The organism is Streptomyces rugosispiralis, from assembly GCF_024505145.1.
GTDB classification, from domain to species: Bacteria; Actinomycetota; Actinomycetes; order Streptomycetales; family Streptomycetaceae; genus Streptomyces; species Streptomyces rugosispiralis.
The window spans coordinates 603,490-627,340 of sequence record NZ_JANIAA010000001.1 but is presented as its reverse complement, the minus strand read 5'-3'; the positions used below and the strand labels follow the sequence as shown (position 1 = coordinate 627,340).

21 protein-coding genes and 1 pseudogene are annotated in these 23,851 nt (G+C 71.7%); 11 read left to right on the top strand and 11 right to left on the bottom strand.

Translation table 11 applies throughout. The annotated features are described in order from the left end of the window. The first annotated feature begins 80 nt into the window (after positions 1-80). The gene (locus NP777_RS02825) at positions 81-731 is read left to right on the top strand and encodes a TetR/AcrR family transcriptional regulator (RefSeq protein WP_256648383.1); all 651 of its coding nucleotides are present in this window, start codon (positions 81-83) and stop codon (positions 729-731) included. Between the two features lie 181 nt (positions 732-912). Next, complete coding sequence (locus NP777_RS02820; protein ID WP_256648382.1) at positions 913-2,058, top strand: zinc-binding dehydrogenase; 1,146 nt, start codon at positions 913-915, stop codon at positions 2,056-2,058. Positions 2,059-2,142: 84 nt separating this feature from the next. Here the strand turns inward: NP777_RS02820 and NP777_RS02815 are convergent, their stop codons facing one another. Beyond that, positions 2,143-2,943, bottom strand: coding sequence for an aminoglycoside adenylyltransferase domain-containing protein (locus NP777_RS02815; RefSeq protein WP_256648381.1), 801 nt, complete (start codon positions 2,941-2,943; stop codon positions 2,143-2,145). Between the two features lie 107 nt (positions 2,944-3,050). Here NP777_RS02815 and NP777_RS02810 point away from each other — a divergent pair, with 107 nt between their 5' ends. Next, positions 3,051-4,427, top strand: coding sequence for an MFS transporter (locus tag NP777_RS02810; RefSeq protein WP_256648626.1), 1,377 nt, complete (start codon positions 3,051-3,053; stop codon positions 4,425-4,427). A gap of 22 nt (positions 4,428-4,449) precedes the next feature. Here the strand turns inward: NP777_RS02810 and NP777_RS02805 are convergent, their stop codons facing one another. The 4 genes from NP777_RS02805 to NP777_RS02790 form a co-directional block, all read right to left on the bottom strand. Next, complete coding sequence (locus tag NP777_RS02805; RefSeq protein WP_256648380.1) at positions 4,450-4,956, bottom strand: hypothetical protein; 507 nt, start codon at positions 4,954-4,956, stop codon at positions 4,450-4,452. A 102-nt stretch (positions 4,957-5,058) separates the two neighbouring features. Next, positions 5,059-7,290, bottom strand: coding sequence for a xanthine dehydrogenase family protein molybdopterin-binding subunit (locus NP777_RS02800; RefSeq protein WP_256648379.1), 2,232 nt, complete (start codon positions 7,288-7,290; stop codon positions 5,059-5,061). A gap of 127 nt (positions 7,291-7,417) precedes the next feature. Beyond that, on the bottom strand, positions 7,418-8,401 hold the full coding sequence (locus tag NP777_RS02795) for an FAD binding domain-containing protein (protein WP_256648378.1): 984 nt from the start codon (positions 8,399-8,401) through the stop codon (positions 7,418-7,420). After that, a complete protein-coding gene (locus tag NP777_RS02790) occupies positions 8,398-8,967 on the bottom strand; it encodes a 2Fe-2S iron-sulfur cluster-binding protein (RefSeq protein ID WP_256648377.1) in 570 nt (189 codons plus the stop codon). The genes NP777_RS02795 and NP777_RS02790 overlap by 4 nt, the downstream gene beginning before the upstream one ends. Positions 8,968-9,254: 287 nt before the next feature. On the opposite strand from NP777_RS02790, the gene NP777_RS02785 reads away from it, so the two are divergent. The 4 genes from NP777_RS02785 to NP777_RS02770 all read left to right on the top strand — a co-directional run bounded on the left by NP777_RS02785 (position 9,255) and on the right by NP777_RS02770 (position 14,215). Next, on the top strand, positions 9,255-11,807 hold the full coding sequence (locus tag NP777_RS02785) for an ATP-dependent Clp protease ATP-binding subunit (RefSeq protein ID WP_256648376.1): 2,553 nt from the start codon (positions 9,255-9,257) through the stop codon (positions 11,805-11,807). Positions 11,808-11,951: 144 nt separating this feature from the next. Beyond that, positions 11,952-12,305 (top strand): DUF6480 family protein, encoded by a 354-nt coding sequence (locus NP777_RS47590; protein ID WP_305889226.1) that lies wholly within the window; start codon positions 11,952-11,954, stop codon positions 12,303-12,305. A 99-nt stretch (positions 12,306-12,404) separates the two neighbouring features. Continuing rightward, the gene (locus tag NP777_RS02775) at positions 12,405-12,923 is read left to right on the top strand and encodes a DUF6328 family protein (protein WP_256648374.1); all 519 of its coding nucleotides are present in this window, start codon (positions 12,405-12,407) and stop codon (positions 12,921-12,923) included. Positions 12,924-13,201: 278 nt separating this feature from the next. Continuing rightward, positions 13,202-14,215: an iron-containing redox enzyme family protein gene (locus NP777_RS02770; protein ID WP_256648373.1), complete on the top strand. Its 1,014-nt coding sequence runs from the start codon at positions 13,202-13,204 to the stop codon at positions 14,213-14,215. Here NP777_RS02770 and NP777_RS02765 read toward each other — a convergent pair. Further along, a complete protein-coding gene (locus NP777_RS02765) occupies positions 14,195-15,751 on the bottom strand; it encodes an MFS transporter (protein WP_256648372.1) in 1,557 nt (518 codons plus the stop codon). The two genes, NP777_RS02770 and NP777_RS02765, sit on opposite strands and share 21 nt — an antisense overlap. An 86-nt stretch (positions 15,752-15,837) precedes the next feature. On the opposite strand from NP777_RS02765, the gene NP777_RS02760 reads away from it, so the two are divergent. Together NP777_RS02760 and NP777_RS02755 are read left to right on the top strand one after the other, a co-directional pair. Further along, on the top strand, positions 15,838-16,590 hold the full coding sequence (locus NP777_RS02760) for a TetR/AcrR family transcriptional regulator (RefSeq protein WP_256648371.1): 753 nt from the start codon (positions 15,838-15,840) through the stop codon (positions 16,588-16,590). Further along, positions 16,587-17,636, top strand: a complete 1,050-nt coding sequence (locus NP777_RS02755) for an acyl-CoA dehydrogenase family protein (RefSeq protein WP_256648370.1) — start codon at positions 16,587-16,589, stop codon at positions 17,634-17,636. The genes NP777_RS02760 and NP777_RS02755 overlap by 4 nt, the downstream gene beginning before the upstream one ends. Positions 17,637-17,707: 71 nt before the next feature. Here the strand turns inward: NP777_RS02755 and NP777_RS02750 are convergent, their stop codons facing one another. The 4 genes and pseudogenes from NP777_RS02750 to NP777_RS02735 all read right to left on the bottom strand — a co-directional run bounded on the left by NP777_RS02750 (position 17,708) and on the right by NP777_RS02735 (position 21,218). Continuing rightward, complete coding sequence (locus NP777_RS02750; protein ID WP_256648625.1) at positions 17,708-18,574, bottom strand: sugar phosphate isomerase/epimerase family protein; 867 nt, start codon at positions 18,572-18,574, stop codon at positions 17,708-17,710. An 87-nt stretch (positions 18,575-18,661) separates the two neighbouring features. Then, a pseudogene (locus NP777_RS02745) lies at positions 18,662-19,002 on the bottom strand (Gfo/Idh/MocA family protein); the annotation flags it as partial. 23 nt (positions 19,003-19,025) lie between these two features. Next, positions 19,026-20,258: a sugar porter family MFS transporter gene (locus tag NP777_RS02740; RefSeq protein WP_256648369.1), complete on the bottom strand. Its 1,233-nt coding sequence runs from the start codon at positions 20,256-20,258 to the stop codon at positions 19,026-19,028. A gap of 9 nt (positions 20,259-20,267) precedes the next feature. Then, complete coding sequence (locus NP777_RS02735) at positions 20,268-21,218, bottom strand: TIM barrel protein (protein WP_256648368.1); 951 nt, start codon at positions 21,216-21,218, stop codon at positions 20,268-20,270. Positions 21,219-21,437: 219 nt separating this feature from the next. Between NP777_RS02735 and NP777_RS02730 the strand changes: the two genes are divergently transcribed. Together NP777_RS02730 and NP777_RS02725 are read left to right on the top strand one after the other, a co-directional pair. Beyond that, complete coding sequence (locus NP777_RS02730; protein WP_256648624.1) at positions 21,438-22,433, top strand: LacI family DNA-binding transcriptional regulator; 996 nt, start codon at positions 21,438-21,440, stop codon at positions 22,431-22,433. Positions 22,434-22,548: 115 nt separating this feature from the next. Continuing rightward, positions 22,549-23,265 (top strand): aminotransferase class I/II-fold pyridoxal phosphate-dependent enzyme, encoded by a 717-nt coding sequence (locus tag NP777_RS02725; protein WP_256648367.1) that lies wholly within the window; start codon positions 22,549-22,551, stop codon positions 23,263-23,265. A 265-nt stretch (positions 23,266-23,530) separates the two neighbouring features. Here the strand turns inward: NP777_RS02725 and NP777_RS02720 are convergent, their stop codons facing one another. Then, positions 23,531-23,818: a YiaA/YiaB family inner membrane protein gene (locus NP777_RS02720; protein WP_256648366.1), complete on the bottom strand. Its 288-nt coding sequence runs from the start codon at positions 23,816-23,818 to the stop codon at positions 23,531-23,533. Between the last annotated feature and the right edge of the window lie 33 nt (positions 23,819-23,851).

Here is a 23,851-nt window from a genome sequence, read left to right as displayed (position 1 = left end):
GTGGCGTACGGAAGCGCGCTGGATCACCGGCCCTCCGGGGTCGGCCGGGCAACGCATCGGCGTACCGCAGAATGTGACGCATGAACGAGGACACCGCCACCGACACCACCCGTAGGCGCAATCCCCGTGGCCAGGGGGATCGGCTCCGTGCGGAGATTCTGGCCGCCGTGGCGCGGCTCCTCGACCAGAAGCTCACCGGAAACCCCCTGCCGGTGTCCCTCCGGGAGGTGGCACGCGAAGTCGGCATCGCCGCGCAGAGCATGTATCTGCACTTCGCCGACAAGGATCAGCTCGCCCGTGCCGTCGCCGAGGACGGCTACCAGCGTGTCGTCGCGGCCATGCGCGACGCCGACGCCCAGGCGGCCGCCCGGGGAGCCGACGCAGGCGAGCGCCTCCGCGCCCAGGCCAACGCCTTCTGCACCTTCGCCCGCACCGAGCGCGGCGTCATCCGCCTGATGTTCGGCCATAACTCGTCCAGCTTCGGCGCACCCGGCCAGACCACCCACCCGGCCCGTCTGCTGTGGCTGCAGTGGGTCGATGCCATCCGCACCTGCGAAGCGGAAGGGCTGCGCCGGCCGGACGGCACCGAACAGACCGCGATGCTCCTGTGGTCCGCCCTCTTCGGCCGTTTCGCCCTGTGGACCTCCAGCTTCGGACGGCAGGACGCGCAGGAGCTCGCCACCTTCGTCGACCGCGTCGTCGACACGCTGCTGCGCGACGCGCATCGCTGACCGGGTAGTGGCACGCGGCGTGTGCCGCATACGGCAGACTGCGTGCGGCATCATGATCACTCGCCGTTCCCGGACCGGCGGGGTGATCTGTGCGCCGCCAACCGGCCAAGGCCGCCAACCGGCCAAGGCCGCCAACCCGCCAAGGCCGCCGGCCCGGCCAAGCACGTGAGAGGAACCACGGATGACCTTGGACGCACGACCGATACGCACCGGCGCGGACTCAGCGGACTCAGCGGACTCGACGGACTCGGCGGCCTCAGCGGCAGGCGCGGTGGCGGACGGCCTCCCGGCCACGATGCGCGCGGCGCGGTTCGACACGGCGGCGGGCACGCTGAAGGTCGAGGATGTGCCGGTGCCCCGGCCCGGAGCGGGCGAGGTCGTGGTCAAGGTGGCCGCGTGTGGCATCTGCCAGTCGGACCTGAGCCAGCTCGACGGCCATATCCCGCCCAGGCTGCCGGTGGTCACCCCCGGACACGAGGCATCGGGCGTGGTGGCGGCGGTCGGCGACGGCGCCGGGCACTGGAAGGCGGGCGACCGGGTGGTCCTGGGCGCGGGGAAGGCGTGCGGTACGTGTCCCGCCTGCCGGTTCGGCGGTGGCACGAACACCTGTGAGGACCTCCAGGTGATGGCCTTCCACTACGACGGGGCCTGGGCCGAGTACGTGCTGACCGACGCCACCACGCTCATCGCCGTGCCCGACTCCGTACCCCTGGAACACGCCGCCGTGCTCGCGGACGCCGTCTCCACCCCGTACGGCGCCATCGACACCGCCCAGCTGCGGTCCGCCGAATCCGTGGGCGTCTGGGGGCTGGGCGGTCTGGGCACCCATCTCGTGCAGCTCACCCGCGTCTGCGGAGCCTCCCCGATCGTCGCCCTCGACCCCCTGCCCGCCGCCCGCGAGCGCGCCCTCGCCCTGGGTGCCGACTTCGCGCTCGACCCGACGGACGGTTACACGAAGGCCAGGCTGAAGGAGATCACGGGCGGCAAGGGCCTGGACGTCGCCTTCGACTGCGTCGGCCGTACGCCCTCCTTCACCCAGGCGGAGCGTGCCCTCGGCCACCGGGGCCGCCTGGTGCTCGTCGGCATCTCGCCCGACCCGCTGGCCGTGGGCCCGGAGCTCCACTTCGTGCGCAACCGCCATACGGTGATCGGACACACCGGCTACCGCATGGAGCATCTGGAGGACCTGGTCGAGCTCACCGCCCGGGGCCGTCTGGACATCTCCGGGTCGGTCAGCGCGATCCTGCCCCTGGAGGAAGTGAACGAGGGCATCCGCCGGTTGCGTGAACGGGAGGGCAACCCGATCCGCATCCTGCTGCGGCCCTGACCGCGAGGTTCGGGCCACCGGCCGGCCTCGGCCGTGGGCGAGGCCGGTCGTTGGCCTCAGCCGTGGCGAGGCCGCGGACCCCGCTCAGCTCCCGGCCGCGCGGGCGGTTTGCTCGACCCGTTCGCGTACCCAGGTCAGGAAGGCCCGCACCTCGGCGGTGGGCAGCGGGACCGCGGAGGATCGGGGGCGCTCGAAGCTGTGCACCGCGGCCTCGACGAGTGGCCGGAACTCCTCCTCGGCCAGGGCGACTTCACGAGCCGCCGAGCGCTTGGCCAGCCAGCGGCCCGTACGGCAGAACACCACCGAGCGGCAGCCGTTGAGTACCCGGTTGTCGGCGAGGTGGCCTTCGCCGTCGCTGTGCTCACGGACGGAGGCGCGGATCGCGGCGAGCAGATCCGGGCGGTCCGGTGCGGCGATCACCTCCCGGGCCGGGCGGCCGAACAGCGTCAGCCCGGCCTGATGGGCCACGGAGCGATCGATGACGTACCAGAACGCCGGGGACCGCGACGCGTCGGCGTCGGCCCGGTTGGGCAGCAACGGGCCGGTGTTGAGGTCCAGGAGGTACCCGGCGGCACCGGAGGGCCGGCCGGCGAAATCCGTTCCGTAGACCACCAGTTCCAGCCCCGCCGCCGGGCATCGCAGCCCAGGGTGGGCGAGGGCCCCGGCCAGGTCGTGCAGGGCCGAACCGGGCAGTGAGGGTTCCACGACGACCGTCACATCGACGTCGCTGCGCCCGTGCCGGTAGTCCCCGAGCGCGAGGGAACCGACGGCGAGGACGCTCACCAGACGGGCCGCGCACACCGTGCGGGTGCGCCGGACGAGTTCTTCCAGATAGGGCCGCAGTTCGGTGGGGAGGGACCGCGGATCCTCGCGCGTATGGGCCATGTGCCCAGTATCCCTTCCCGCCACCCGGGCCATTGATCCCCTATTGTTCCTTTTGTTGTAGATCCTCGTGAGCGGGACGGAGTCGGGACGTGGCCTTCGTGTCCGGCATGGGGTCCCTGGTACCGCTGCTGGCCGTATGCGCCGGGTACTTCATGGTCATTCTGGACGTGACGGTCATCAACGTGGCCGTGCCCGTGATCGGCCGGGAGCTGTCGGCCTCGCTCACCGGCATCCAGTGGATCACCGACGGGTACACCCTGGTCTTCGCCGGGTTCCTGCTGAGCGGTGGGGCGCTGGGGGACAGGCTGGGAAACCGCCGGATCTTCTGCACCGGCGTGGTGGTGTTCACCGTGTCCTCGGCCGCGTGCGCCTTCGCGCCGAGTGCCCCCTTCCTCGTCGCCGCCCGGGTGGTGGAGGGCCTCGGCGCGGCGCTGATCGTGCCCGGCTCACTGGCCCTTCTCCAGCAGGCGTATCCGGCTCCGGGCGCCCGCTCCCGGGCCTTCGGGGTATGGGGCTCCATCGCGGGGATCGCGGCCTCGGCGGGGCCGCTGCTGGGCGGGCTGCTGGTCTCCACGGTGGGCTGGCGGTGGGTGTTCCTCATCAATCTGCCCGTGGGCGTCGGCTGTCTGGTGCTGACGCTGCGTCGCGTGGCCCCCTCCGACCGGCTCACCACCCGGCCTCCGGACTGGCCGGCGCAGTGCGCGGTCGTGGCGGCAGTGGCCTTGCTGACCGCCGCGCTCAACGAGGCGGGCCGGCGCGGATGGTCCGATCCGGCCGTTCTCGCCGGGGTGTGCCTGTCCGTACTGGCCGGCACGGCGTTCGTGGTGCGCGAGCGACTGGCCCGCTTCCCCGCTCTGCCGACGGGACTGCTGCGCTCCCGTGCGCTGGGCGGCGGAGCCGTCATCGGCCTGCTGTTCAATTTCGGCTTCTACGGCATGGTGTTCACCGCCAGCCTGGACTTCCAGCACCAGCGCGGCTACAGCGCCCTCGTCACCGGTCTGGCGCTGTTCCCCGCGGTGGCGATGACCATGTTCGCGTCCATCCTGTCCGGGCGGCTGGCCCGCAGGACCGGCGATCGTCCGCTGGTGTGCACCGGCATGCTGCTGGCGGCCCTGGGGCTGGCGGGCTGGGTCGCGACGGGAGCCGAGCCCGCCTACCCGCTGCTGGTGGTCCCGATGATGGCGGCGGGATTCGGCACCTCCTTCGCGCTCACCGGCTCCGCCTCCACCGTCATGGGCGCCGCGCCCCCGGCGTACTCGGGGACCGCCTCCGCGCTGTTCAACACCACCCGTCAACTCGGCAGCGCCACCGGCGTGGCGCTCGGCGGCACCCTCCTCGCCACGGCCGCCGACTACGGTGAGGGGCTGCGCACCAGCATGGCCATCGGAGCCCTCGCCTATCTGACCGCCGCGGCCCTGGCATGGTTCTGCGTACCGCCCAAGCCCCGGAGCGAGGCGCCTGACACGGAGGCCCACGCGGGCTGAACGAGGCGTTCGCGGTGGGTCGTTACGGGACGTCGCCCGCGGCGTCGGGCTCCCACGCGTACACGGCGGTGACGGCCTCGACAAAGGCGCTGTGCCGCTCCTCGATCCTTTGCGCCATCCACGACTTGATCGGCTCACCGTCGTCGAGGACACGTTGCACGTTGATGAGGGTGACCGACAGCTCATGGGCCGCGTTTCGGACCGCCTCCGGGCCCACCACCTTGACCCGTAACTCGGCCGAGTGGAACCGCTGCTTCGCCGCCTCCGTGGCCGTCGCTTCCGCCGTGGGCAGGATCAGCGCACCCGCGTACGCCTGGATGGTACCCAAGATCTCCTGGTAGGCGTCGTGGCGGGCCTGCATGAGCCATCGCTCCGACTCCGCCCGCGCTTGGTCCCTCACCTGCTGGCGCGCCGCCTCCACGGTCTTCTCGCCGCCGATGCGCGCGGCCCGCGCCGAGAAGCCGCCACCGATGAGGGCGCCGGCAAGGGCCGCCGCACTGGCTAAGAACGCCGCGAGTCCTTGGTCCATAAAGTCTCCCCCGCCTCATCGACTTGCTACCCGATTCCCCCGGCAAAGCCATGATGAGGCCCCCGGCCCGGGACCGGCAGTCCCGTTTCCGGACACAGCGGGTCAGGCGGCCATGGCAGGCAATCCGGGCAACAGCTTCTCGATCGTGATGGGGAAGTCCCGCACGCGCACTCCCGTGGCGTTGAACACCGCGTTCGCCACCGCCGCACCGGATCCGCAGATGCCCACCTCGCCGATGCCCTTCGCGCCGAGGACGTTGGCCTTGTCGTCGTACCCCTCGAGAACGACGGCTTCGATATCGGGAGGGATGTCACCGTGGACCGGCACCAGATACCCCGCGAAGTCCCGGTTGACGAAGGCGCCGGACCGCGGGTCGACGACGGCCTCTTCCTCGAGGGCCGCGCCGACGCCCCAGATCATGCCGCCGATCAGCTGCGAACGGGCCGTCTTCGGGTTGAACACGCGGCCCACCGAGAACACGCTGAGCATCCGCCGCAGGCGGACCTCGGCGGTGTCCGCGTCGACGCCCACTTCGGCGAAATGGGCCCCGTAGGTGTTGATCGAGTAGTCCGAGTAGTTCGGATCGTCGCCCATGAAGCGGGTCTTGCCCTCCGCCTCCACACCGTCGGGGTGGTGGCGCGCGACGATCTCGCGCAGTGCCTCGGACGCGCCGCCGATGGCCACGTCGCCGTCGGAGAACACGGCCGCCGCCGGGTCCAGGCCGTGCAGCGGGGAGCGTGTGTCGCCGCAGGCCGCGTCCAGCAGCTTCGTGCGCAGGGCCGCGCACGCCCGGTGCGCCGCGGTGGACGAATTGGTGGCACCCCACGAGCCGCCGGACCCCCAGCTGGAGGGGTGATCGGAGCGCCCGAGGTCGATCCGCACCCGTTCCAGCGGGAGTCCGAGTCCCTCGGCCCCGACCTGGGTCAGGATGGTGTACGTGCCCGTGCCGATGTCGGTCATGTCGGTCTGGATGACGGCGGTGCCGTCCGGCTCCAACCGCACCCGCACGGTCGTCGGCCCCTGGAAGTGTCCCCGGATGGCGGCCGACATGCCGTAGCCGATCAGCCACCGTCCCTCGCGCACGCTCGCGGGCGGGGCCGGGCGGTTCTGCCAGCCGAACCGGCGCGCACCTTCGCGCAGGCACTCCACCAGGTGCCGGTCGCTGTACGGCACGTTCCGCTCGGGATCGACGGTGGGCTCGTTGCGGATCCGCAGTTCGACCGGGTCCATCCCGAGCGCGTCGGCCAGCTCGTCCATCGCCGACTCGACCGAGAGCATGCCCGGCGCCTCGCCCGGCGCGCGGACGTCCGTCCCGCGCGGCAGGTCGAGCGCCGTCAGCCGGTGGCTGGTCAGCCGGTGGGGCGCCGCGTACAGGCTGCGGACGGTGGCGGCGGTCTGCTCGGCGTACTCGACGTCGGGATTGGTGTGCATGGTGACGTCGTGGGCGATCGCGGCCAGCCGTCCATCGCGCCCCGCGCCCAGCCGGACCCGCTGGTTCGACGTGGGGCGCATGCCCACGAGCTGGAAGACCTGCTGCCGGGTCAGCGTGACCTTGACCGGCCGGCCCAGAGCGCGGGCGGCGAGCGCCGCCAGGATCGTCTCGGAATGGATGCCCAGCTTGGAGCCGAAGCCGCCGCCGACGAAGGGGGTGACGATGTGCACCCGCTCCGGGTCCATCATCAGCGTGCCGGCGACCGAGTCCCGCGCCGCGTCGGTGATCTGGCAGCTGGCGTAGACGACCAGGTCCTCGCCGCGCGGTGCCACCATGGACGCGTTCGGTTCGATCGGCAGCGAGAACTCGTACGGCGTCGTGTACTGCTGGTCGACCTTGACCTCCGCACCGGCGAACCCGGCGTCGAAGTCGCCGACCGCGGTGTCGGTGGGGAGACCGGCGTTGACCGTCTTCGGGATGTAGGTGTCGTCCTCGAACTCGCCGAAGTCGAAACGGCCCCGCCCGGCGCGGTATTCGACCTCGACCAGGTCGGCCGCGTCCCGGGCCTGCTCGAACGTCTCGGCGACGACCAGCGCCACCGGCTCGCCGTAGAAGTGGATGTCCGGGCCGGTCAACATCGGCTGGGCGCGCCAGTATTCGAAGGGAATGGACTCGTCGCGGGGGCCTTGCGCCGGGGCGTTGAGGTAGGTCATCACCAGCTGGACACCGGGCGCGCCTTCCGCGTCCCCGGTGTCGATCCGGGTGATGCGGCCCTTGCCGATCGTCGCGCCGACGATGAAGCCGTAGAGCGGCTGACCGGCCTCCCAGTGCTCGTAGGCGTAGGTGGCCCGGCCGGTGGCCTTCAGCGGGCCGTCGACACGGTTCACAGCTTGCCCGATCATCTCGCCTCCTCAGAGCCTGTGTCATATTCCCGGCCGGGCGTGCGGCGTCTGGCACGCGCCCCCAGCTACCGCTGGGAGGTGCCCCTGACGCCGCACGCTGATCCGACCGGGGATATGACACAGGCTCTCAGCTCGCCCCGGCCGCTTGCGCCAGCGTGCGGCACAGGGCGCGCTTGGCCAGCTCGATCTTGAAGTCGTTGTCCCCCCGCCCGACCGCGCCGCGCAGCGCCGCCTCTGCGGCGGCCCGATAGGTGTCCATCCTGGCCGGACGGTCGGTCAGCGCGTCCTCCGCCTCGACGGACCGCCACGGCTTGTGCGCCACACCGCCGAACGCCACCCGCGCCTCCCGGATCGTTCCCTGGACGACCGAGACGACGGCCGCCACCGAGACCAGCGCGAACTCGTACGACGCCCGGTCCCGCACCTTGCGGTAGATCTGCCGGCCCGGCAGGGGCGGGGGCAGGAGCACGCCCGTGATCATCTCGTCGCCACCCAGCACGTTCTCGATGTGCGGGGTGTCGCCCGGCAGCCGGTAGAAGTCCGTGATGGCGACGCGGCGCGCCGACCCATCGGCCCTCAGCAGCTCGACCTCCGCGTCGAGCGCGGTCATCGCGACGGCCATGTCCGAGGGGTGGGTGGCGATGCAGGACTCGCTCGCGCCGAGGATCGCGTGGATCCGGTTGAATCCGCCGATCGCCGCGCAACCCGATCCGGGGTCGCGCTTGTTGCAGTCCGCGGCCGTGTCGTAGAAGTACGGACAGCGCGTGCGCTGCACCAGATTTCCCCCGGTGGAGGCCTTGTTGCGCAGCTGGCCCGAGGCGCCCGACACCAGCGCCTCCGACAGCACCGGATAGCGGGTGCGCACGCGGCGGTCGGCCGCCACATCGGAGTTGCGCGCCTGGGCGCCGATGCGCAGTCCACCGTCCGGCAGCTCCTCGATGTCCCGCAGCGGAAGCCGGCTGATGTCCACCAGATGGCTGGGGTATTCGATGTCGAGCTTCATCAGGTCGAGCAGATTGGTGCCGCCGCTGATGAACTTCGCGCCCGGCCGGGTCACCGCGGCGACGGCGGCCCGGGTGTCCGTCGCCCGCTCATAGGTGAAGGACTTCATATGGCGCCTCCCTCCGCGCTGCCGCGGATGGCCGCGACGATGTTCGGATAGGCGGCGCACCGGCAGATGTTGCCGCTCATCCGCTCGCGGATCTCGTCATCGGTCAACGCGACCCGCGGCGAGGACACATCGGTGGTGACATGGCTGGGCCAGCCCGCCTTCACCTCGGCGAGCATGCCGACGGCCGAACAGATCTGGCCGGGGGTGCAGTAGCCACATTGGAAGCCGTCGCACTCGACGAAGGCCCGTTGCATGGGGTGCATATGGTCGGGATCGCCCAGGCCCTCGATCGTCATGATCTCGTCGTCCTCGTGCATCACGGCGAGGGTCAGGCAGGACAGGACGCGTCGGCCGTTGATCAGCACCGTACAGGCGCCGCACTGCCCGTGATCGCACCCCTTCTTGGTCCCGCTCAGGCGCAGATGTTCACGCAGCGCGTCGAGCAGCGAGGTCCGCGGATCCACCTCGAGCTGCCGCACCTGATCGTTGATGTTCAGCTTGATCGCCGAGGGCGGGGCCATCTCGCCCTGGCCCCGCCTCATGGCGTGGGTATCCGAAGCGCTCATCACGGCCCGCCTTCCTCGCTAGGTGCAGGTGTCACCCCGGATGTGCGGCGCGACTGCCGGGCACGCTCCCTGCCCCCAGGCTCTCGCAAGACGGCGGACGTCGCACCGCGAGCTGTTGGTGACGGTGTGTCGCCGAGTGGTGACTTCATGTGTCGTGGTCGTCCGCGCCCCGGCGACCGCAGGTGTAATACGGGCGCCTCTCGGGCACCCGCGCCCGGAAAGGATCAAGCCTGTCAACAGAGCGGGCCCGGTCCGGACACCTGGCCGGGACCGCGGAACGGAAGGCCATGAGCAGCGGTTTCATGGGTCCGGGGGACTTCGGTCCAGACCCGTTCGAGGAATTCATGGCGCGATTCCTCGGCGGCGGACCGCGCCCCGGCCTCCGCCATATCGACATCGGCCGCCTGATGAGCGACCCCGCCCGGCAACTCGTCGCCGACGCGGCCACCTACGCCGCCGAGCACGGCAGTGCCGATCTGGACACCAAGCATCTGCTGCGTGCGGCGCTGGCCACCGAGCCGACCCGGGGGCTGCTGGCGGGGGCGGGCGCCGACACCGACGCGCTGGCCGCGGAGATCGACCGGATGAGCGGCGCGGGGCCGCGGCGCACCCAGCTGTCCATCACCCCCGCGGTCAAGCGCGCCCTGCTGGACGCACACGAACTGGCCCGTGCGAGCGGCGCCTCCTACATCGGCCCCGAGCACATGCTCGGGGCGCTGGCCGCCAACCACGACTCCACGGCCGGGCGCATCCTCAACTCCCTGCCCTTCGACCCGGCCGCGGGCCAGGGCGGACCGCAGAGCGCACCGGGCCGCCCGCCGGTGAGCATGGCGACCGGGCAGCAGCCCGGCCGACGGCAGCAGAACACGCCCACCCTCGACAAGTTCAGCCGCGATCTGACCGACCTCGCCCACGCGGGGCGGATCGACCCGGTCATCGGCCGCGAGCAGGAGATCGAGCAGACCGTCGAGGTGCTGTCCCGCCGGGGCAAGAACAACCCCGTGCTGATCGGCGACGCCGGTGTCGGCAAGACCGCCATCGTGGAAGGGCTCGCCCAGCGCGTCGCCGAGGGAGACGTCCCCGACATCCTGCTGGGCCGCCGGGTGGTCGCCCTGGACATGTCCGCGGTCGTCGCCGGCACCCGCTACCGCGGTGACTTCGAGGAGCGGCTGAGCGGCATCATCGACGAGATCCGCACCCACTCCGAGGAGCTGATCGTCTTCATCGACGAGCTGCACACCGTGGTCGGCGCGGGCGCGACCGGCGCCGAGGGCGGTTCCATGGACGCGGGCAACATGCTCAAGCCCGCCCTGGCCCGGGGCGAACTCCATGTCATCGGCGCCACCACGCTGGAGGAGTACCGCCGCCACATCGAGAAGGACGCGGCGCTGGCCCGGCGCTTCCAGCCCGTCCTGGTCCCGGAGCCCTCCGCCGCCGACGCGGTGGAGATCCTGCGCGGTCTGCGCGACCGCTACGAGGCCCATCACCAGGTCCGCTTCACCGATGAGGCGCTGCTCGCCGCCGTGGAGCTGTCCGACCGCTATCTCACCGACCGGTTCCTGCCCGACAAGGCCATCGACCTGGTGGACCAGGCCGGTGCCCGGGTGCGGCTGCGCTCGCGTACCAAGGGCACCGACACCCGCACCCTGGAACGCGAGGTCGAGCGGCTGACCCGGGACAAGGACCAGGCGGTGGCGGCGGAGGAGTACGAGCGCGCCACCGAACTGCGCGACCACATCGGCGAGTTGAACCGCCGGATCGAGGCCGACGGCCCCACCGAGCCCGACGACGGGCAGAGCCTCGAGGTCACCGCCGAGAACATCGCCGAGGTGGTCTCCCGCCAGACCGGGATCCCGGTCAGCAGCCTCACCCAGGAGGAGAAGGCCCGCCTGCTCGGCCTGGAGGAACACCTGCGCGAGCGGGTCATCGGGCAGGACGAGGCCGTGGGCGCCGTCGCCGAGGCGGTGCTGCGCTCCCGGGCCGGTCTCGCCGACCCCGGCCGCCCCATCGGCAGCTTCCTCTTCCTCGGCCCGACCGGCGTCGGCAAGACCGAGCTGGCACGGGCGCTGGCCGAGGCGCTGTTCGGCAGCGAGGACCTGATGGTCCGCCTGGACATGAGCGAGTACCAGGAGCGGCACACCGTCAGCCGGCTGGTCGGCGCGCCACCCGGATACGTCGGCCACGAGGAGGCCGGACAGCTCACCGAGGCGGTGCGCCGCCGCCCCTACGCGCTGCTCCTGTTCGACGAGATCGAGAAGGCGCATCCGGACGTGTTCAACACACTGCTCCAGGTGCTCGACGACGGCCGGCTCACCGACGCCCACGGCCGTACGGTCGACTTCCGCAACACGGTCGTCGTGATGACCAGCAACCTCGGCTCCGAGGCCATCGGCGGCCGCGGTGCCCTCGGCTTCGGTACCGCGGACGCCGAGACCGACGAGCAGGCCAGGCGCGAGCGCGTCCTGCGACCGCTGCGCGAGCACTTCCGGCCCGAGTTCCTCAACCGCATCGACGAGATCGTGGTCTTCCGGCAGCTCACGGACGAGCATCTGCGCCAGATCACCGATCTGCTGCTGGAGGAGACCCGCCGTCGGCTGCACGCCCAGGGCGTCACCGTCGCATTCGCCCCGGAGGCCGTCGACTGGATCGCGCGGCGCGGCCATGAACCCGCGTACGGTGCCCGGCCGCTGCGCCGCACCATCCAGCGGGAGGTGGACAACCGGCTGTCGCGACTGCTGCTGGACGGCGAGATCGCGTCCGGCGACCGGGCCCGGGTGGAGGTCGCGGACGGACACCTGGTGTTCCACACCGACGCCGCCACGAACGCCGAGCGACTGTGACGCTCACGGTGTGCCGCGAACGCCGGGCCGTGCCCGGTCTCTCTTCCGCCGTATGGTGGGAAGAGTCCACCGGGGACGGCGCCTCGAACGGGGTGGCGGACCGGGGGAGCCGGCGCGCCGCAGGCGGAAAGGAGCGCATCGGACATGGACCAGAACCCGCATCCCGACCGCACTCCCGGGCCTGCCGGGCCTCCCGGGGCAACCGGAAGTCCCGGGCCTCCCGGAAGTCATGCAACCACCCCCGGACCGCCCGGACCGCCCGGACCGCCCGGACCGCCCGCACCGCCCGCACCTCCCGGACCTCCCGGACTTCGGCCGAGTGTGGGCGTGCCCCCGGGCGAGACCCCACCGGCCGAGGGCGGCCTCTCGGAGGCGGGACCCCGCGAGACGTACAACCCCACGAAGGGCTGGTCGAAGGGCCCCACGATCGTCATTTGGCTCTTTGTGGCGCTGTTCGTGACCTTCTGCATCGCGTTCGCGGTCGCCGTGCTGAGGTGATCCGAGGCGGGCCGGGGCGAAGGCGACCGGCGGCCTCCTTCGTGGCATGTGCCTTTCCCAGCGGCTGGGAACCCGGGGGTGGACGCTAAGGAGGTCACGTTGACGCACGACGACCACGAAGGGCCGGGGAACGGCGGCCGTGCGGCTCGGTCCGGCCGTGTGGAGACCCGCGAGGAGCGGGCCGACCGCAAGTGGACCGAGTTGCTGCAGGAGGTGAGGGTGACGCAGACGGGCGTGCAGATTCTGTTCGCGTTCCTGCTCACGGTCGCCTTCACCCCGCGCTTCCACGAGCTGGGCCAGGTGGACCGGGGCATCTACGTCGTGACCGTACTTCTGGGGGCGGCGGCCACCGGCGCGTTGATCGCACCGGTCTCCCTGCACCGGATCGTCACCGGACGCCGGGTGAAGCCGGAAACGGTGGACTGGGCCTCTCGCTTCACCGTGGCCGGGCTGGTGCTGTTGCTGTGCACGGTGGCGTCGGCGCTGCTGCTGATCCTGCGTGTCGTCGTGGCCGACACCACCGCGTTCTGGCTGGCGGCCGCGGCCCTGCTCTGGTTTGTGAGCTGCTGGTTCGTACCCGCGGCGTGGCTTTTCCACCGCTCGCGCAAGGAGCGCTGAGCAGCGGTTTCCTCCGCAGGCGGAGGGGCACTCGTCCGCCGACCCGGAGGTCGTCGAGGTCCTGGGGGACGAGGTGTTCCGCACCGACCTCCTCGCCTTCGGCGGGCCTCGACGACCGGCTGGGGTCGGGCCGTGTGCAATGCGGCTGACGCTCGGGTGCCGGCCGATGTACGGCACGGGTCAGCTCGAGGTGGGGGTGACCAGGACGTAGCCGGAGGGGAACCCGGTCCGCGAGGCCACGGCCCACCACGACAGCGGCGGACGGAGCGGAAGGAACGGTGAACGACACACGGCCCGCGACGACGACCCGGCCGGCGCCCTTGCCCGCGGCGCGGGGAGAGGTGTCCGGCGCGCTCGTCCGTGCCCTCGTACGCGAGCCCAACAGGCCGACGCTGCCCGGTGGCCGGTCGCTCCGGGAGGCCGATCCGTACGGCGACGATCTGCAGCTCGCGCTGTACATGTGCTACGAACTCCACTACCAGGGCTTCTCCGGTGTGGACGACGCATGGGAGTGGGATCCGGAGCTGCTCCGGATGCGGCAGGCGCTTGAGCGGCGCTTCCTGGACGCGCTGCGCTCGGATGCCACCACGCACGACGACCCGGCCGCCGCCGTGTCCGGGCTGCTGGTGGAGCCCGCCGAGGGGACGGGCGTATCGCACTTTCTCCGGGACCAGGGCGAGCTGTGGCAGATGCGTGAGTACATCGCGCATCGGTCGCTCTACCAGCTCAAGGAGGCCGACCCGCATGTGTGGGTCCTGCCACGGCTGCGGGGCCGGGCCAAGGCGGCGATGGCGGCCGTGGAGTACGACGAGTTCGGGGCCGGGCACGGGGACCGGGTGCATGCGGAGCTGTTCGCCGATCTCATGGCCGACCTGGATCTGGACCCCACGTACGACCACTATCTGGATGCCACGTCGGCGCGGATGCTGGCGGTGGTCAACATGATGTCGCTGCTGGGGCTGCACAGGGCGCTGCGCGGCGCCCTGGTGGGCCACTTCGCCACCGTCGAGATCACCTCCTCGCCCGCCTCCGACCGGCTGGCCCAGGCGCTGCGACGGCTGGGCGCGGGCGAGGCGGCGGTGTTCTTCTACACCGAGCACGTGGAGGCCGACGCCGTCCACGAGCAGGTCGTACGCCACGGGGTGATCGACGGCCTGCTGAAGCGCGAACCGGGGCTCGCCGCGGACGTGGCGTTCGGCGTCGATGCCACCGTGTTCCTGGAGGACCGCTTCGCCGACGAGGTCCTGGACAGCTGGCGGAAGGGCCGGTCCTCACTGCGTGTCCCGCTGTGATCCCGGCTGTGCCATCTCCTCGGATACGGGCTCGGGTGCCGCCCGGGTGGTGTGCCCCGGCAGGGCGAGCAGCGCCACCGCCGCGCCGATCAGGGCGGCCGCCACCCCGACGCTCATCGTGACGGACTGGGCGTCGGTGAAGGCCGAGCGGGCCGCCTCGGCCAGTGCCCCGCCGTCCCCGCCGTCCGCGCCGTCCGCGCGGTCCCGGGCGTACGACAGGGTGGCGCCGAGCGAGGACTTCGCGTCCTCGGGCAGACCGTCCGGCAACTTGCCCCGGTAGACGGTGGCGAGCAGGCTGCCCAGCCCGGCCACGCCCAGGGCGATGCCCAGTTGCTGGTGGGTGTCGTTGAGCGCGGAGCCCATACCGGCCCGCTCGGGCGGCACCGCGCCCAGGACCGTGCTGGTCGCCGAGGGCCCCGCGATACCGGATCCGAGGCCCGCCAGCCCCAGCCCGACGGACACCGCCGCGGAGCCGCCGCTCCCGGAGAGCGAGGCCAGCACCGCGAATCCGGCCGCGGTGACGGTGAATCCGGCGACGACGCAGGCCCGCGCCCCGAATCTGGCCGGGGCCCGGCCGCCCACGGCCGAGCCCGCGACGACCCCGGCCGCGAGTGGCACCGCGGCGAGCCCGGTCCCGAACGCGCTGTGGCCGAGCACCAGTTGCAGATACTGGCTCAGTACGAAGAGGGTGCTGCCCGTGGCGATCGTCATCACCGCCACCGCGAAACCGGCCCCGGAGAACCGCCGGTCGCGGTAGAGCCGCAGATCGACCATCGGCGTCGCGGAGCGGCTCTGCCGTACGCCGAAGCCGACCAGCGCCGGCACCGCCACCGCCGCCCCGGCCACCACCGCGGGCGCGGTGTATCCGTGCGCCGGGGCCTCGATCAGGGCCCACACCAGGCCGGTCACGCCCGCGGTGACCAGGACGGCGCCGTACGGATCCAGCCCCCGGCCGTCGGGCGCCCGGCTCTCGGGCACCAGCCGTACGACCCCGAACAGGGCCACCGCCACCACGGGTACGTTGATCAGGAAGACCCCCGCCCAGCTCCACGCGTCCACCAGGGCGCCCCCGAGCAGGGGTCCCGCCGCCATGCCGACGGAGGCGACCGCGCTCCACACCGCGAAGGCCCGCGGGCGCTCCCGGTCGGGGAAGACCACGACGAGCACCGCGAGCGTCGCGGGCATCACCAGCGCCGCACCCACCCCCATGAACGCCCGCGCCGCGATCAGCCACCACACCGACGGGGCCGCCGCGGCCAGCGCCGACGCCGCCCCGAAGACCAGCAGCCCCACGACGAGGGTGCGCCGCCTGCCGTAGCGGTCGGAGAGCACCCCGGCGGTGAGGAGGAGCCCGGCGAAGACCACGACATAGGCGTCGATCACCGCCTGGAGCTGGTCCGTCGAGGCATCGAAGGCTTCGCCGACGGCGGGCACCGCGACATGCAGGACGGTGTTGTCGATGACGATCACGAGCAGGGCGGCACACAGGGCCACCAGGATCGCCCACCGGCGCGGATGGCCTTCCTCGTCGCTCATGACTCTCCGTTCTCCTACACTGTTGGATTCTCCGAGTACTGTAGGAGCGATCGAGCGGTGACGGCAACGGGGTAGGCTGCGGACTCGTGAGCGCGAAGCCGGACGGGAACAAGGGAACGCACGCGGAGCAGGGGAAGAAGGTGCTGGACAACGCGCCGGGAGCGGTGTGGTTCCGGCCCGGGAAGACCCCCCGCCCACGGCCTCAGCTGTCACATGAGCGAATCACCGCCACCGCCGTCGAGCTGCTGGACCGCGACGGTGTGCAGAAACTGAGCATGCGCCGGCTGGCCGAGCGGCTCGGCGCCCACGCGACCAGCCTCTACTGGCATGTGGCCACCAAGGACGACGTCCTGGACCTGGCTCTCGACGCGGTCTTCGCCGAACTCGACCTCCCCGAGCGGCACAGCGCCTCATGGCAGGAGGACATCGAGGCGTTCATGACCGGCCTGCGCTCGGTCCTGCTGCGCCACCCATGGGCCGCGCCCCTGGCCAACTCCCGCCCCCTCATGGGGCCCAACGCGCTGCGCCGCTCGGAGTTCGCCTACACCGCGCTCACCACCGGCGGCTTCGAAGGGGTCCATCTGTCCTCCGCCGCGGCCACCATCACCCACTATGTGATCGGCTCCGCCTCCTCCGAAGCGGTGTGGCGGCAGCGCTCCGACGAGGCGGCGACCCGCTCGGCCGTGGACGCCCACATCCGCGCCCACATCGACGAATACCCCACCCTCGCCGGACACTTCCCGCTCCTGGAGGAGGACGACTGGGACTCCCACTTCCACCGCGGCATGCGCCTGCTGCTGGCCGGTCTGGCGTCCCCCGGCGCCCAGGAGCGGTCATGACCGCCCCGGCCCCCACACTGATCGAGGTGGCCCGGCGCCTCGCCCATGAGGTGCTGGCGCCCGGCGCCGAGGCCGCCGACCGCGAGGGCGTCTCCCCGGCCGCGATCGCCGAGGTCAAGAGGTCCGGAGTGCTCGGGGTGAGCGGGCCGGCGGCGTACGGCGGGGCGCAGGCACCGGACGCGGTGGCCCGCGAGATCGCCGAAATCCTCGCCGGGGCGTGCTGCTCCACCTACTTCGTCCAGACCCAGCACCACAGCCCGGTCAGGATGCTCGCCGCGTCCGGCTCCCCGGCGCGCGAGTGGCTGCTGCGCCCGCTGTGCGACGGCACGCTGCTGTCCGGTGTCGCCTTCTCCCATTTGCGGGCCTTCCCGCGCACACCGGTGCGGGTCACCCGGGTCCCGGGCGGCAGGCGCTTCGACGGCCGGGTGCCGTGGTACACCGGCTGGGGCCTGAACGAGGTGATGCTGCTCGCCGGGGTCACCGACGACGGCGAGGCGCTGTTCGCCTTCGCGGACGCCCGTGAGCAGCCCGGTCTGCGGCCCACACCGCGGCTCGAACTCGCCGCGCTGACCGGCACCCGCACGGTCGGCCTGGAGCTGGACGGCCTGGTGGTGCCCGAGGACGCGGTGGTCTGGCGCGGCCCCTACGAGGAGTGGGCGGTCGCGGACCGGCCGAAGAACACCAACCCCAACCCGGCCGTGTTCGGCGTGGCCGGCGCCGCCCTGGATCTGCTGGAGGCCGCCGGGGACGCGGAGGCGAAGGAGACGGCGCAGGTGCTGGGCGAACGGCTGCGCGCGGTGCGCCGGGAGGCGTACGCGCTGGTGGACGAGGTACCGCCGGGCGAGCGCCTGGCGGACCGGCTCGCGGTGAAGACCCGGGCCTATGACGTGCTGCGCGCCACCACCGCGGCGATCGTGGCGGGCGGCGGCCGGGCCTTCGGCCTCGGCAGCCCCGCCCAGCGGCTGGCCCGCGAGGGCCTGTTCCTGGTGGTGCAGGGCCAGACCGCCGACGTCCGCAGCGCCCATCTGCGGGCGCTGCGCGACTGACCCGCCCGCCTGCTCCAGACCGGTGGCGGCCGGGCCCGGGTGGCGGTCCACCCGGGCCCGGCCGCCGTGTCTCACGCGGCGAGCTCCTTGCGGATGCGGTTCAGCATGAAGGCGGAGGACTCCCGGGCCCGCTCCTCCCAGGCGAAGACGCAGGACGTGGCGACACCGTCGAAGTTCAGCTCGCGGAGGGTGCCGAAGAAGGTGTCCCAGTCGACCTCGCCCTGGCCGATGTCCAGGTGCTGATGGATGCGGGCGGGGGTGCCGGGCGGGTTGAGGATGTAGCGCAGCCCGGACGAACCCTTGTGGTTGAAGGAGTCCGCGATGTGCACATGCTGGAGCTTGTCGCCCGCGTAAGCCATCATCGCCGCGATGTCCGCCGCCGGCTCCGCACCCGAGAGGTGGAAGGTGTGCGGAGCGCAGTAGAGGTAGTTCACCCACGGCTTGTTGATGGCGCGGACCAGGTCGACCGCGGGGGTGTTCTCCTCGCAGAAGTCGTCCGGGTGGGCCTCGAGGTTGAGCGCGATGCCCTCGCGTTCGAAGACCGGCAGCAGCTCCTCGAGCGAGCGCCAGAAGGCGGCCTCGCTCTCGGCGGCGCGCTCGGGGCGGCCGTTGAACTCCGAGTTCATCAGCGGGCAGCCGAGGTCGGCGGTGATCTCGATCATCCGCTTCCAGTAGCGGACGGCGGTCTGCCGCTCGGTCTCGTCGGGCGAGGACCACTTGTACAGCGGCAGTACGGAGGAGAGCTGGACACCGTGTGCGCGCAGGGCCCGCTTCAGCTCCGCGACGCGCTCGTCGTCCGCCCGCGGGTGGCGGAAGAACGGCATGAAGTCGTCGCGCGGGGACAACTCGATGTATTCGTAGCCGAGTTCGGCGACCGTGCGCACCATCTCGTCGAGCGGCAGCGCGCGGAGCATATAGGGGTCGAGTGCGATCTTCACGAGGTGGCTCCGTAGAAGGCGGGTCGGGGCTTCATGTCGACGGTGATGATCTGGCCGCCCGACTCCAGGGACTGGACGGCGGCATCGGTGATGACGGTGGCGGCGTACGATGCGCAGACAGTCCTCGGCGGTGGTGGCGAGTGGCTTCTCGCAGAACACCGGCTTGCCCACCGCGATGGCGCCGAGAACGTGCTCCGCGTGGGTGGGGCCCCAGGAGGTGACGAGGACGGCGTCCACGTCGGGGAGCGGACCAGGTCGCTGCCGGTGGGCAGCGCGGCGGCACCGATACGGGAGGCCGCCTCGGCGGCGCGGGCCTGGTCGATATCGGTCACGGCGGTGACCGCGGCACCGGTGATGACCTCGGTGAGCCGCCGGATGTGGTCCTGGCCGATCATTCCGGCGCCGATCACACCTATATGTACGGTCATGGTGGATTCCTTGGAGAGCGGGGTCAGGAGTAGCGCGTCCGGAGTTCGGCTTCGAGCACTTCGAGCGTGCGGCCCTTGGTCTCGGGGACATGGAGCTTGACGAAGGTGAGCGAGAGCAGGCTCGCCACCACGAAGAGGAAGAAGGTGTTGGAGATCCCGATCCCGGAGACCAGGGACGGGAAGACCAGCCCGATCAGCAACAGGGCGGTGGTGGTGCCGAGTTGCCCGGTCATCAGCATCGGGCGGCGGTTGACGCGGCCCAGCAGCCAGATGCCCACGAAGGTGGCCAGCACCGAGATCACGCCGTTGGCGATGTTCGCCGTCAGCGCGCTGTCCGAGGCGAACCCGGCGTCGGTGAGGATCTGGGTGCCGTAGTACATGATCGTGTTGACGCCGGTGATCTGCTGCACGATCGCGATGCCGAAGCCGACGAACATCAGCTTGCGCACCCATGGGGTGGCCTTCATGTCCTGCCAGCCACCGAGCTTCTCCCGCTCCTCCCTGATGGCGAGCGCGGACACCTCGCTCAGCTCGGCCTCGGCCCGCTGCCGGGAGCGGACCTGCTCGAGCACATCGAGCGCGTCGGCGAACCGGCTCTGGGAGGCCAGCCAGCGCGGGCTCTCCGGCATCACCAGCATGCCGAACCACAGCACGACGGCCGGAAGCGTGGCCAGGACCAGCATCCAGCGCCAGATGCCGCCCGACTCGCCGCCCACCTGGGCGATGATCGCGTTGGAGGTGAAGGCCAGCAGCTGACCGCTCACGATCATCAGCTCATTGCGGGTGACCAGGGCACCACGCCGCTCGGCGGGTGAGATCTCCGCGAGGTAGACCGGCACGGTCACCGACGCCCCGCCGACCGCGAGACCGAGGACGAACCGCGCCACGATCATGACCGCGGTGGTCGGGGCCAGGGTGCAGCCGAGCGCGCCGATGAAGAACAGCACGGCCAGGGTGAGGACGGTGCGCCGCCGTCCGCGCGCGTCCGACAGCCGTCCGCCGGTGATCGCGCCGAGCGCGGCACCGAGGAGCAGCGAGCTGGTGACCATGCCCTCGGTGACCGCGGTGAGGCCCAGGTCGTCGGTCATGTACGGCAGCGCGCCGTTGATGACGCCGGTGTCGTAGCCGAAGAGCAGACCGCCGAAGGTGGCGACGACGGTGATGATGCGCAGCCGCCGGGAGACCCCCGGCGGGGCGGGGTCGGTGATGGCGGTGGCCGGGGCGGGGACCTGTGCCGCGTCGTTCCTGACGTCCATGGCCGCCTCCTACCGGTCGAGGGTCGGGCGTCGGGTTCCGGTGAGGCCGCAGCCGGCCAGGTGCTCACGGGTGCTGACGGCGATGGGCAACGGCACATCGGGCGCGCACGGATACAGATCCTGCTCGACGATGACGAACAACTCGGCGTCGAGAGCGGTGAGTTCGGCCACCACATCGGCCGGGTTCGGCACACCGGCGGGTGGGGAGACACATACGCCGCGCTTGACGGCCTCGCCGAAGGAGAGGTTCTCGGCGGCCACCTGGGCGAGCACGGTGGGATCCATCTGTTTGATGTGGACGTAGCCGACACGCTCGCCGAAGCGGCGGATCAGATCGAGGTTGTCACCGCCGCCGTACGCCACGTGTCCGGTGTCCAGACAGAGGTTGGTGTAACGGCTGTCGGACTCGTTGAGCAGTCGCTCGATCTCCGGCTGGGTCTGGATGTGGCTGTCGGCGTGCGGGTGGATGACCAGACGTATGCCGTACTCGTCCAGCAGGAGCTTGCCCAGCCGGTCGGCGGACCGGCCGAAGCCCGCCCACTGCTCGGCGGTCAGCTCGGGCGGCTCGGTGTAGTCGCCGGTCTTCTCGTCCCGGAACATGGGCGGGATCAGGACCAGGTGGTGAGCCCCCGCGGCGGCGGTCAGCTCGGCCACGTCACGCACATGGGCGAGCGTCTCGTCCCAGGCGCCGGGGCGGTGCAGCGCCCCGAACGCGGTGCCGCCGGAGACCCGCAGACCGCGCGCGTCGAGCTCGGCCTTCAGCCGCGGCGGGTCGGTGGGCAGATAGCCGTACGGACCGAGCTCCAGCCACTGGTAGCCGGCCGCTGCCAGCTCGTCGAGGAATCGGGTGTACGCCACCTGGTGCTCGTCCTCGGGGAACCAGACCCCCCAGGAGTCGGGGGCGGAACCCAGGCACAGGTTGCCCGCGGTGGTGCGGAGGGGGGATGGCGCCGTTGCCATGGCGTGTCCTTCGGTGGAGGGGGACGAGGACGGGGTCGCGGATCGAGGGGAACGGGGTCGACTAGCGCGCTCTAGTAGCGCGCTCCAGGCGAGTACGATGGCCGCTGTCCGAATGTCATGTCAATAGCTTGTTGCCGGAGGATTTCACGACTGCCCGTAAGGTTGGGCTGCGTCGGAGGGTGGTCACAGGTGGAAACATCGGGCAAGCAGCGGCCCACCATGGCGGACGTCGCCGAGCAGGCGGGCGTGTCCCGGGCACTGGTCTCGATCGTCTTCCGCGATCAGCCGGGGGCGAGCCCGCGGACCCGCGACCGGGTGCTGCGCGTCGCCGACGAGATCGGATACCGGCCCGACAGCGCGGCCCGGCTGCTGGCCCGCGGCCGCAGCCGCACCCTCGGCGTGATGTTCACCGTGCACCAGCCCTTCCAGGCCGACCTCGTCGAGGGCATCTACCCCGAGGCCGAGCGGCTCGGCTATGACGTCCTGCTCTCCGCGACCACTCGGGGGCGTGGCGAGGCCAGGGCCGTCGAGGCGCTCCTCGGCCACCGCTGCGAGGCGGTGATCCTGCTCGGCCCCGACGCACAGCCCGCCGACCTCGACGCCCTGGGACACCGCACGGTCGCCGTCTCCGTCGGCCGCCGAGTGCCCCACGCCCGCGTCGACAGCGTGCACACGGCCGAGGGCAAGGGCGTACGGCAGGCCATGGAGCACCTCGTCGAACTGGGCCACCGCGGGATCGTGCACATCGACGGCGGCCGCGGACCGGGCTCGGCCGAGCGCCGCCGCGCCTACCGGACCGCGATGCGCCGCCACGGCCTGGAGCGGGAGCTACGGGTGATCCCGGGCGAGCACACCGAGCAGTCGGGCATCGACGCGGGGCGGCTGCTGCTGGCCGAGCGCGACCACGGCCGGCCCCTGCCGACGGCGGTCCTCGCGGGCAACGACCGTTGTGCGATGGGGCTGTTGATGACCCTGGCGCGGGCGGGTGTCGAGGTTCCGCGCGATCTGTCGGTCGTGGGCTATGACGACAGCCACCTCTCCCATCTGATGCCGATCGGCCTGACCACCGTCCGCCAGGACGCGGTGCTCATGGCCGAGTACGCGGTGCGGTTCGCCGTGGAGCGGCTGGAGAACGCGGTGTCGGAGCCGAGGGAGGCGGTACTGGATCCCAAGCTGACGGTACGGGGCACCAGCGGACCGCCCCCGGGTGGGTGAACGCGCGACGGGCTGGCCGAAGTCGGTGATCAGCTCGTGGAACAGGTCGTGCACGGCATGGGCGGGCTCCGGCAGCGGCTGATGGCCGGAGGCGCAGAGGGAGAGCTTGACCTGGATGGCCGGCTCGACGATCCGCCGTACCTCCAGGAGCAACCCGACGGGCGCGGCCTGCACCGCCGGGGAGCTGGGTGCGCTCGCCGAGGTGCTGCTCGACCACCCCCACGTCCAGGTGCTCACCGACGAGATCTACGACGAGATCTGGTACGAGCCGGGCCGCGTCCCCAGCGTGGCGGGTGTCGAACCGCGCCTGACCGACCGGGTGTTCCTCACCAACGGCGTCTCCAAGACCTATGCGATGACCGGCTGGCGGATCGGATACGGCGCGGGCAACGCCGAACTCGTCGGCGCCATCAACACCCTGCAGTCCCAGATCTCCTCGTGCCCCTCGTCCATCGGCCAGGCCGCCGCCACCGCCGCGCTCACCGGCGACCAGAGCTTCGTCCGCGACTGCGTGTCCGTCTACCGCGGGCGCCGCGACGAGGCGGTCAAACGGATCAATGACACCCCCGGTCTCTCCTGCACCCCGCCCAGCGGTGGCTTCTACGCCTTCGTCAACTGCGCCGGGGTCATCGGCGGGCGCACCCCGTCCGGCGACGAGATCCGCCCCGACGAGGAGTTCGCCGCCCATCTGCTGGAGTCACGGCGGGTGGCGGTGATCCACGGTGCCGCGTACGGCGCACCGCGGTACTTCCGGATCGCCTTCGCCACCTCCCACGACATCCTCACCGCGGCCTGCGAGGGCATCGCCCGCGCCGGTGCGGACCTTTCCTGAACACCTGAAGGAGCCACATGCTGCGCGTCACCACCCGGTGCTCCAGGTGGCTATCGCCCACGCCCGCCCCGGCGATGTCATCGTGGTCTCCGCCGGCCAGTACGCGGAGGCGGGCTCCTTCGGCGATGTGCTGGCGACGCGGAAGACGCGTATATCGCCGCCTACCGGGCGGGGAAGAGCGTGATCGAGGTCAGCCGGCCGGCCGCGGTGCTCGAGGCCAAGGGGCTCGTCATCGACGAGTAGCGCCGGGCGGCGCGCGGCGGGTCTACAGCTTCTCGAACGGGTCGTGGTTCGCGAGCAGCTTCTCCACCCGCGCCTGATCGACCCGGCTGACGATCTGCCCGGCCTCCTGCCGGTCCCGGATCACCTTGGCCAGGGTGAAGGCCGAGGTCACCAGGTAGAGCACGGAGATGGCGAGGAAGCCGCGCACCCAGGCGTCGGCGCTCAGCCGGAAGATGCCGATGGCGGTGGCGGCCATGGCGACGGCGAAGGAGGCGATCGCCTGACCGTAGAACGCGGCCGTGCTCTGCTGCTTGACCGGTGTCTCACTCATGCGGACAAGGATGGGCGGATGCGGTCGGCTCCG